This is a genomic window from Calditrichota bacterium, assembly GCA_013151735.1.
GTDB lineage: Bacteria > Zhuqueibacterota > JdFR-76 > JdFR-76 > BMS3Abin05 > BMS3Abin05.
This window is the reverse complement of record JAADHR010000051.1, coordinates 1-10,204: the sequence shown is the minus strand read 5'-3', so window position 1 is coordinate 10,204 and position 10,204 is coordinate 1. Positions and strand designations below refer to the sequence as shown.

Annotated in this window: 8 protein-coding genes; 3 read left to right on the top strand and 5 right to left on the bottom strand. The window is 53.6% G+C overall.

The features are described from left to right. Positions 1 to 698, top strand: a 698-nt coding sequence (locus GXO76_03375) for an exo-alpha-sialidase (protein NOY76895.1), incomplete at its 5' end; no start/stop codon positions are given. A gap of 30 nt (positions 699 to 728) precedes the next feature. On the opposite strand, the gene GXO76_03370 is transcribed toward GXO76_03375, so the two are convergent. Further along, complete coding sequence (locus GXO76_03370; protein NOY76894.1) at positions 729 to 2,243, bottom strand: DUF2961 domain-containing protein; 1,515 nt, start codon at positions 2,241 to 2,243, stop codon at positions 729 to 731. A 566-nt stretch (positions 2,244 to 2,809) separates the two neighbouring features. Here GXO76_03370 and GXO76_03365 point away from each other — a divergent pair. Both GXO76_03365 and GXO76_03360 read left to right on the top strand, forming a co-directional pair. Continuing rightward, positions 2,810 to 3,772 (top strand): NAD-dependent epimerase/dehydratase family protein, encoded by a 963-nt coding sequence (locus GXO76_03365; protein NOY76893.1) that lies wholly within the window; start codon positions 2,810 to 2,812, stop codon positions 3,770 to 3,772. Between the two features lie 12 nt (positions 3,773 to 3,784). Then, positions 3,785 to 4,633, top strand: a complete 849-nt coding sequence (locus tag GXO76_03360) for a DUF89 family protein (protein ID NOY76892.1) — start codon at positions 3,785 to 3,787, stop codon at positions 4,631 to 4,633. Between the two features lie 57 nt (positions 4,634 to 4,690). Here the strand turns inward: GXO76_03360 and narI are convergent, their stop codons facing one another. The 4 genes from narI to GXO76_03340 form a co-directional block, all read right to left on the bottom strand. Beyond that, entirely contained in the window at positions 4,691 to 5,383 is a 693-nt protein-coding gene (gene narI, locus GXO76_03355; GenBank protein NOY76891.1) for a respiratory nitrate reductase subunit gamma, read from the bottom strand. Continuing rightward, positions 5,383 to 5,904, bottom strand: a complete 522-nt coding sequence (gene narJ / locus GXO76_03350; GenBank protein ID NOY76890.1) for a nitrate reductase molybdenum cofactor assembly chaperone — start codon at positions 5,902 to 5,904, stop codon at positions 5,383 to 5,385. The genes narI and narJ overlap by 1 nt, the downstream gene beginning before the upstream one ends. Positions 5,905 to 6,149: 245 nt before the next feature. Further along, complete coding sequence (gene narH / locus GXO76_03345; protein ID NOY76889.1) at positions 6,150 to 7,613, bottom strand: nitrate reductase subunit beta; 1,464 nt, start codon at positions 7,611 to 7,613, stop codon at positions 6,150 to 6,152. Further along, a partial coding sequence (locus GXO76_03340) for a nitrate reductase subunit alpha (GenBank protein ID NOY76888.1) occupies positions 7,603 to 10,204 on the bottom strand: 2,602 nt, incomplete at its 5' end. The genes narH and GXO76_03340, both read right to left, overlap by 11 nt.

Below are 10,204 nucleotides of genomic sequence, written 5' to 3'. Positions count from 1 at the left end.
CGCGCAAGCGCTGGCTGGGAAGCTGGATCCGCCGCTCAACCGACAGTGGAAAAACCTGGGGAGATCCCATCCGTGTGGAGGTTTCGGCTCCCTATGGCCCCATCCAGCTCCGTGACGGACGGTTGCTTTACATCGGGAGCGCCACCTTCAACGGCAAACACGGCGTCGGCGTGGAGGAATCTACTGACGACGGGAAAACCTGGCACCTGATTTCCAAGATCTCTGTTCCCCCCGGCGATTCCCTGAAGGTGTACTACGAACCCCACGTGGTGGAGCTGAAAAACGGCAAACTCGTGGCCATGTTCCGCTATCAACCTAAGGACATGTCCCAGCGATTTCTGAGGCAATCCGAAAGCACAGACGGCGGCCACACCTGGACGGTTACCCACAAAACCCCCATCTGGGGGTACCCGCCTCATTTAATTCAACTGAAAAACGGCTGGCTTTTGGTGGTGTACGGGGTTCGGAAAAAGCCCTACTCCGAGCGGGCGTGTATCAGTAAAGACGGCGGGAAAACCTGGGATGTGGCACACGAAATCATGCTTACCCGGGCCATTATCGAAAATGGCCGGACGGGCGACCTGGGCTATCCGGCTTCCGTGCAACTGAAGGACGGTTCGATCTGGACGGTGTATTACGAGGTGGCACACCCCGGGGAAAAGCCTTCTCTCATGGGCACACATTGGCGGCTGAAGTAGTCCAAATTCCCCAGTCCATTCAACGGCCGTCTATTTTCTCAGCATTCTTCGAAGCGCTTGATGATATCCCTTCATATCTTCAAGCCGAAGTAAAATGATGTCATACACTCCGATGCCATAAGTGGGCGGCACCAGGGTTCGCTTGTGCGGGGACGCGCCTCGTCCTTCAAATCGGAGTGTGTGTGGACCAGGTTCAAGGTCATGCAAATCGAAACGCGTCCAGATCGGAGCCTGCCCGGAAACACACAGATCGAGAACCGGGCCTGCCGGTTGATCGTCCAGAAAGGGCTGATACCGACTTCCAAAAACCGAGTAAGAAATGAGGGCATTCACCTGATAGCGGCCCTTCTCAGCTATCCGAAAAGTAAAGCTGAGTTTAGCATCCGGAACCATGGGAGAATAATCCACACTGAATTTATTTTTGCTAAGATGCCGGGGAGGATCAGCCTGGATTCCCAGCTCGCTCGCCTTCAAAATACGGTAGGGTGCCAGGCGCTTTTCCACAGGCGCAATCGGCGTGTGAAATGTTCTGGGCGGCCATTGATACCAGAAAGCCACCGAGCTGATCCAATCCGGCCGCTCAATAGATTGACCAAGGTGCTGACCGGTGTCCGTGTACACACTTCCTTTGTGCTCGATGGTCACTTTGATTGATTTTTTAAACGTCACCGGATCCGGAATATGCCAGCGGTAAGCCGTCACACGATCGCCGGGGAAATAGCCTTCCCACAAAGACGCACCATAATAGGGACGTGAAAACTGGCGCAATCCCCAGCCGTCACCAAAATAATCTTCGGTTCCCGTTCCGCGGAGTGATGGCGTTGTCTCTCCGTCAATATAAAATCGATCGTCCCCCTCTCCAAACCAGCCCGTCTCCATTTCCTGAACAGAATAGACCGTACCCACATACTGCCCTTTGCCTGTTGTTTCAAGGATGGTGTAATCGCCCGGGCCCGCGGGCATGGCCTGTCGATACCGTGCATGAAAATAGAGGATATCCTTCGGCAGTTCGGGCCACTTTTGCCAGTCCACCTGATAATAAAAGGATTCCGTTGGAAACACTGTCGACTCATTGGTCACGGTAATTCTGGCGTGTTTTCGAAATGGCATCTTCCAATAGCAATTGACCGCGCGGCCATACGAAGATCGAGTCACGACCGCCGAATTAAATGACGTCAGGGCACCGTGGCCAACACCAAAAAAATCTCCGAATGGGGCCACCACACTGGGTTCAGGAGCGCCGTCCCAGTAAATTCGCAGCACCAGAGATCGCCCCCAAAACGGATCGGACGATCCAACGGTGGCCCAGATGTGTGAAATGATTCCCGGTCCGTCCAGATCAGCCAGCACCAGGGTTTTGCCCGGTGCAATTAACCGGGAGTCGCCGTTACTGTTTAAATCCGCAGCAGAACTGCTGATCCGTTTTGCCTGAAAATCCGGGGGAAGGAAAAGTCTTGAAAGATCATTCTGTCCGTAGGCCGGTAAAAATAGAGAAATTAGGATTGCAAAAATCAACAACCCAAAAGGGATTGGTCGTAATTGCATAAAACCTCCCAATACGTTTAATGTGTTTTGGAACCCAAGAATGCATTGCGGTTACGGGGGAAACAAATCCACTCAAATGTAACAAATAAAAATGAAAAAATCAAAATGAATTCGACACGCCGCCGGCATTTAAATAACGGGTCCCTCTGCAAAGGTTCGCTCGCGCATTCGCGGCCATACGAATTTGAGTCCATTTGTAATGACACGTCCTTTCAAATTGATTAATAAATGCGTAGGGTTGCAAAGGATATTTTTTCAAAAAATCTGTCTTGTTTCACCCTTCTGTTCTTCCTGTTTTTCCGGGTGTCAAATCAAGCAAAAACCATTTTTATTGTTGAAAAATAAGGTATGCATTCGTACATTGATAATAATCTATCGATTTATGAGTCTGCTCTAAAAAACTTTTGCCCACTAATTTCACGAATTTTGGCGAATTGATTTTATTGAAATTAAATTAGCATCGTGTGTGCAACTCCGTGTTTTTGGAGTGAACTTATTTGTCATTTAACGACCACAAAAACATGTCGAGCATGAAAATCACATAAAAACAGAAAAGGGAACGAACAATGGAAAAGGTCTTAGTGCTTGGTGCTGCCGGACAGATTGGTTCCGAACTGACGTTGTCGCTTCGCAAAAAATTCGGGAATGACGCGGTAATTGCTGCGGATATTAAAGACCATCCCAATCCAGAGATATCTCAGGCAGGCCCGTTCCACAAAATCAATTGCATGGAAAAAAATGCCGTTCTAAGTCTGGTAAACGATTACAAACCGGACACCATTTTTCATCTCGCGGCGATTTTGTCGGCCGTTGCCGAAACCGACCCCCAAAAAGCCTGGCAGGTCAATATGACCTGCTTGACGAATGTGCTTGAAATTGCCCGAACCGCCCATTGCAGCGTCTTTTTTCCGAGTTCCATTGCCGCCTTCGGCCCCAATACACCCGCCATCAAAACACCCCAGGACACGCTGCAGCGCCCCACCACAATCTATGGCATTACCAAAGTTTCGGGAGAATTGCTCTGCGATTACTATTTCGCCCGATTTGGCGTGGATACAAGAGGATTGCGTTATCCGGGCCTCATCAGCTATCGCACCCTTCCCGGCGGAGGGACCACAGATTTTGCCGTGGACATCTATTATCAGGCAATCCTTCAAAAAAAATACGTCTGCTATTTGAAACCGGACACACAACTGCCGATGATGTACATGCCGGATGCAATCCGTGCGGCCATTGAACTGATGGAAGCCCCGCCTCCTCATTTAATCCATCGCAACGCCTTTAATATCCATGCCATGTCCCTCTCGCCGGAAGATATGGCCCAATCCATTCGAAAATTTATTCCGGAATTTGAAATGGACTATCAGGTGGATCCCATTCGACAAAAAATTGCCGACTCATGGCCCAGAAGTCTCGACGATTCCGCAGCCCAAAAAGAATGGGGATGGAAACCCCATTTTGACCTGGATAAAATGAGTGAGGATATGATTAAGAATCTCTCCAAAAAGCTGGCCACAGCAGAACGCTAAAAGGAACGAAAATTGAATCTTTCACTGGACTGCATCCCCTGCATTGTCAACAGCTTTTTGCGATTGCTGAAATCCGGTATTTTGCCCGATTCCGAAAACGAACCGGCCATGCGATCCCTGCTGGATTTTCTGGCGAAGGCCGATTACCATCAATCCCCGCCGGCTTTGGGCCGGGAAATGCACCGGATGATACGGAATGTCCTTAAAAATCCCGACCCCTACAAGGAGATTAAAGAAACAACCAATCAGATGATGCTGAATCTGTACGAGGATTTCAAACACCAGGTTGAAAGGGCTGACGATCCCTTCGACATGGCCATGCGCCTGGCCATCGCCGGCAATGTGATCGATTTTGGTCCGCAGCATCAGCTGGATGTCATGGATACAATCCATCGCGTCGTGCAAGCAGAACTGGCCATTGACGATTCTCCCCGGCTGCGCCGTGATCTGCAAAAGGCATCCACGGTGCTTTACGTGGGGGACAATTGCGGCGAAATTGTGTTGGATAAACTTTTCATCGAAACTATCCATCATCCCAATATCCTTTTTGCCGTGCGCGGCCGGCCCGTTTTAAATGATGCCACCCTGGAGGACGCCAAACGGGTTGGGCTGGACCGGCTGGCCAGAATCATCACAACGGGCGATGACGCCCCGGGTGCCGTTTGGGAAACGGCTTCAGCGGAATTTAAAAATGAGTTTCTGAATGCGGATGTGGTTATTTCCAAGGGACAAGGCAATTTGGAGGGGCTCATTGATGCGCCGCGCCCGGTGTATTTTCTTCTGGTTATCAAATGCAATTTGGTCGCCGGCCGGGTAGGTGCCCGCACAGGAGATTTCGTGGTAAAACGATCCGATTTTTAACTGTAGAGCCGGAAGATCTTGCGGCTCTACGGTGAATAAATACAAAAATTTCTTTCGCTACGGTGTTTGCCCGCACGGCTTTCGGTAGATGATCGGGCTGCGCGTGAGATAGGCAATGGGTACGCTCCACACGTGAACCAGCCGGGTAAAGGGCCAGACGCCAAAAACCAGAAAGGCGAAAATCACGTGCAGCCGGTACACCAACGGCACACCGAGCATGAGGTTCGGATTCGGGGAAAAGACGATCAGCCCGCGCAGCCACGGTGAAATGGTTGTACGGTAATCAAAGCCGCCAACAAAAAGATTGAATCCAAGCGTGTTGTAAATTCCGAAGCCGATCACCAAAAACAAGAGCAGGGCGATAAATTTATCGCCAAAGTTGCTGGTTACGGAGACGCGTGTATCTCCGTAGCGGCGGACGAGCAGCAAAAACAGGCCGATCACGGTGACTACACCGGCGGCTCCGCCAAAATAAACGGCAACCAAATGGTACGCTTCGTCACTAACGCCGACAGTGGCCAAAATGGACTTGGGCACCAGTAATCCCACCACATGCCCGCCGAAAACAAGCAGAATTCCGTAATGGAACAACAGGCTGCCCCAGCGCAGGCTCTTCTTCTCCAAAAATTCACTCGATTCGGATGTCCACCCCATTTGATCGGTCAGGTAGCGGTAAATGTGCCCCACGACAAAAATGGTGAGCATCACGTAAGGGAAAATGACCCAGAGAAATTGATTCAAATCATTCATCACAAAACTCCTTCTGAGAGGGTGCGGTCTATTTCGATCAAAAGTCCTTCCAACAAAAGCGCGTAGGGACTTTCCCCGGCGGCGAGCGCCTGCTGCGTGCGGGCAATGGGTTCCCGAAAACGGCGCAGCAGATCGATCCCGATTTCCGCGTCGGCCTGAGAAACAAATTCCAGAACCAGCGGAAGGTAATCCGGCAACTCGGTGGAGCTGAGCGTCAATCCCGCATCGCTGTAGATCTGTTTCAGCTCGGCCAGCGCCTGTCCCCGTTCCTTCTCGTCGCCCAATTTGGAATACGTCAGATACAGGGTTGTTTGGTCGTTGAAATCAAACGTACGTACGTAATTTTCCTGGAGCGTCTCCAGCGGCGTCTGCCGGAAATAGCTCCCGAATGCATCCAGCGCTTCAGCCCATTCGGAATTGTCCAATTCGGCAGCCACGGCCTGCCAATCCAGAGCGCGGACCGTTTCATCCGGATAGTGCAGCAGCACGGACATGAGTTTGAAAAATTCGCGTCTGTCCATTCTTATTCCGGAATTCCCTTTAAACGTCGGAGCGTATTAAAACCCACGAAGTGGGTTAAACATTTGTAGAAGTTACAACCAACAGAAACGATCTCAACACCGAAGGTGTTGAACACAGGCAAACCCGCTCGTGTTGAACCCCTTCGGGGTTCACTCTTTTTACATCCCGCAATGAATCTACAAATGTTAAACAGCTCCGCTGTTTTTCAGACGTCCCCGGCACGTCCAATTCGTCAAAGGCCACTTTAAATACACGTGCTGCATCCCTCGCTGAATTCGAACCCCGTCATGCCCTGGCCAGTGTACAGATCTTCGTACTTTTCCTTGTGCGCCGTGGGAATCACAAACCGATCCTCATAATTGGCAATGGCCAGCAAATGGTACATCTCCTCAACCGTCTGCAGGCTCAGGCCGACCTCTTCCAGCACATGTTCATCAAACGGCTTACCGAGGGTCTTGGCCCGCATGACCTGACGCATGAGCACCATCTTCTTCAGCACCGTACGCACCACCTCCGTGTTGCCTGCCGTCAGCATATTGGCCAGGTACTGAACCGGAATGCGCATTTCGTCGATGGCCGGGAAAATATCACCGGCATCGGCCGCTTTCGATTTCCCCTCGAACACCTTCATAATGGGGCTGAGCGGCGGCACGTACCAGACCATAGGCAGCGTGCGGTATTCCGGGTGCAGCGGCAATGCAATGCCCTGCTCGATGGCCAGTTTGTAGATGGGCGATTTCTGAGCCGCTTCAATCCAGTCGTCGGCAATGCCGTCTTCCCGGGCCTGCCGGATCACGTCCGGGTCGTTGGGATCCAGGAACACCCCCTGCTGCGCGCGGTACAGCTCTTTCTCGTCCGGAACGGAGGCGGCTTCCTGCACCCGGTCCACGTCGTACAGCACCAGGCCAATGTAACGGATGCGCCCCACACAGGTTTCGGCACAAACCGTGGGCAAACCCGCTTCAATCCGCGGGAAACAAAAGGTGCATTTTTCCGCTTTGTGCGTTTTCCAGTTAAAATAGACCTTTTTGTACGGGCAGGACGACACGCAGAAACGCCAGGCCCGGCACGCCTCCTGATCCACCAGCACAATGCCGTCTTCCTCCCGCTTGTACATCGCACCGGACGGACACGCTGCCACGCAGGACGGATTGAGACAGTGCTCGCAGATGCGCGGCAGGTACATCATGAAGGCTTCCTCAAACTCCATCCGGATTTCTTCCTCGATCTTTTGCAGATTTTGATCCAGATGGCTGGTTTCCTTGGAGCCGGCCAGATCGTCTTCCCAGTTCGGGCCCCATTTGATTTCCATCGTCTTGCCGGTGATTTGCGACCGGGGCCGCGCCACGGGCTGGTGCTTTTTGGCCGGACTGCTGGTCAGCTTCTCGTAATCGTACGTCCAGGGCTCGTAATAATCGTCCAGCGTGGGCAAATCGGGGTTGTGAAAGATATTCAGATATTTCGAAAATCGTCCGCCGGATTTGAGCTGCAGCTTGCCGTTTTTAAGCGCCCAGCCGCCCTTGTGTTTGTCCTGATTTTCCCAATCCTTCGGATAGCCGATGCCCGGTTTGGTTTCCACATTGTTGAACCACATGTACTCGGCGCCCTGGCGGTTCGTCCAGGTGTTCTTGCAGGTCACACTGCACGTGTGGCAGCCGATACACTTGTCCAGGTTCATCACCATCGCGACGTGTGCTTTAATCTTCATGCCAAACCACCTTTTTCAATTTTCTGATGAAAACTTTCAGGTCTCGTTGATTGCCCGTGGGGCCGTAGTAATTAAATCCGTAACTGAGCTGGGCGTACCCGCCGATGAAATGCGTGGGCTTCACGTGCACCATGGTGGGACTGTTGTGCGTGCCGCCGCTCAGGTGGGTGATGTCCGACCCCGGCGTGTTCAGGGTGCGATCCTGCGCATGGTACATGTAGGTCGTGCCCCGTGGCATGCGATGGCTGACCACAGCCCGGGCCACCACCACGCCGTTGCGGTTGTACACCTCGATCCAATCGTTGTCCCGCACGTCAATCTGGGCGGCGTCCTCGTGATTGAGCCACACCGTGGGGCCGCCGCGGAACAGCGTGAGCATGTGGAGATTGTCGTAAAACATGCTGTGAATGTTCCACTTGCCGTGGGGCGTCAAATATTTCAGGGCGATGGTCTTGCCCGATTCCGCAGGAATGCGGTCGATTTTAGCGAACGGCTGGGTGGAAAGCGTGGGCTTGTACACCGGCAGCCCTTCGCCGAACTCCAGGATGATTTCATGATCCAGATAAAAATGCTGGCGGCCGGTCAACGTGCGAAACGGCACGGATTGTTCGATATTGATGGTGAACGGGGAGTAGCGGCGGTTCTTATTCGTGCCGGTAAACACGGGCGTGGAAATGACTTCTTTGGGCTGGGCGGTAATCGTCTCCAGCGTAAAGCGTTCCGCCTCCCGCTCCTGAACAAAGCCTTCCAGCGGCAGGCCGGTTTTTTGCGCTTCCGCCTCCCAGGCCTTTGCCGCCATTTTGCCGTTCGTGGCGCTGGACAAAGTCAGCATCGCTTCGATCACCTTCGGTGCTTCCGAAATATCCGGCAGCCCCGCGTTGGCCCCGGTGCGGTGCGTCCCCAAAAGGCGTTTCAACTGCTCGAACGGCTCTTTAGCCGACCAGGAAATGCCGTGCGCGCCCACGGGATTCTTCTCCACCAGCGGTCCCAGCGAAACGAACTTGTCGTAGATCCGGGTGTAATCCCGTTCAACCAGCACAAATTTGGGCATGGTTTTGCCCGGAACCGGCTCCACCTCGCCTTTGGTCCAGTCCTTCACCTGGCCAAAAGGCTGGGCGATTTCTCCGGGAGAATCGTGCAGCAGGGGCACGGCCACCAGATCGGTTTGCACGTCCGGCAAATGGGTCTGTGCCATCCGGGAAACCCGCTTGGCCAGACTCTTGAAGATGCCCCAGTCCGATTTGGCCTCCCACGGCGGCGAAATCGCCGGATTGAACGGATGCACGTACGGGTGCATATCCGTGCTGCTGATGTCCGTTTTTTCGTACCAGGTGGCCGCCGGCAGCACAATGTCCGAATACAGGGCGGTACCGGACATGCGGAATTCCAGATTGACCAGCAAATCCAGTTTGCCCTCCGGCGCCTGATCCCGCCAGGTTACTTCCTGCGTGGTGCGCAGCTCCCGGGATTCCGTGGCCAGCACGCCCTGATGGGTTCCCAAAAAATGCTTCAGAAAATACTCGTGCCCTTTACCCGAACTGGAGATCAGATTGGCCCGCCACACAAACAGCGTCCGGGGAAAATTCACCGGATGATCCGGGTCTTCCAGGGCAAACGCCAGCTTTTTGTCTTTTAATTCGCGAACCACGTGCCGGATGATGTCATCGCTGGTTTTTGCGCCCGACTTCCGGGCGTCGTCGGCCAGTTTCAACGAATTGCGGTTGAACTGCGGGTACGACGCCGACCAGCCCAGCCGCACGGAGAGCACGTTGTAATCCGCCGGATGCTCGTAACGCGGCTTCCCGATGGTGGCAGCCGTGAGTTCGCTCATCGGAATTTCCTCGTAGCGGAATTGATCGGTGCCGAAATAATAATAGGACGTGGCATTTTGCAGGCGCGGCGGCATGGACCAGTCCCGGGCAAACGCCACCGTCTGCCAGCCTTCAGCCGGGCGGACCTTTTCCTGCCCCACATAATGCGCCCATCCCCCGCCGTTCACGCCCTGAGAGCCGGTAAGCAGCACCAGATTCAAAATGGTGCGGTAGGTCATATCTGCGTGAAACCAGTGATTGATGCCCGCGCCCATGATGATCATGGAGCGGCCCTTGGTGTCGATGGCATTCTGGGCGAATTCGCGGGCCAGTTGAAGCACCTGCTCGGCTTTGATGCCCGTAAAGGGTTCCTGCCAGGCGGGCGTGTACGGACTCGGATCGGTCTCGTCCTTTGGATACCCTTCGGCATCCGGGCTGCGCGGAACACCGTAATTGGCCAGCATCACGTCGAACACGGTGGCCACGTAACGCGTTTCGCCGTTGATTTCAATCCGCTTGACGGGCACGGAACGGTGCAGCACGGCGCGTGTCCGGTCGTCAAAATAGGGAAGATTCAGGGTGACGGTCTCGTCTTCGCTGCCCAGCAGGCTCATCTGGGGATCGTAGTTTTTCCCGGTGTGATCGACCTCATTTAGGTTCCAGGTTCCCTTGCCCTCCCAGCGGTGGCCGATGCTGCCGTTCGGGACGACCAGCTCCTGGCTGGTTTCGTCCAGCACCACGGTTTTCCACTCCGCTTTTTCCAGCGGCAGATTCAAATCG

Bases quoted from the DNA above. Each gene is read 5' to 3' on its own strand.
- GXO76_03370 (NOY76894.1), bottom strand. From the start codon at position 2,243: ATGCAATTACGACCAATCCCTTTTGGGTTGTTGATTTTTGCAATCCTA.
- GXO76_03365 (NOY76893.1), top strand. From the start codon at position 2,810: ATGGAAAAGGTCTTAGTGCTTGGTGCTGCCGGACAGATTGGTTCCGAA.
- narI (NOY76891.1), bottom strand. From the start codon at position 5,383: ATGAATGATTTGAATCAATTTCTCTGGGTCATTTTCCCTTACGTGATG.
- narJ (NOY76890.1), bottom strand. From the start codon at position 5,904: ATGGACAGACGCGAATTTTTCAAACTCATGTCCGTGCTGCTGCACTAT.
- narH (NOY76889.1), bottom strand. From the start codon at position 7,613: ATGAAGATTAAAGCACACGTCGCGATGGTGATGAACCTGGACAAGTGT.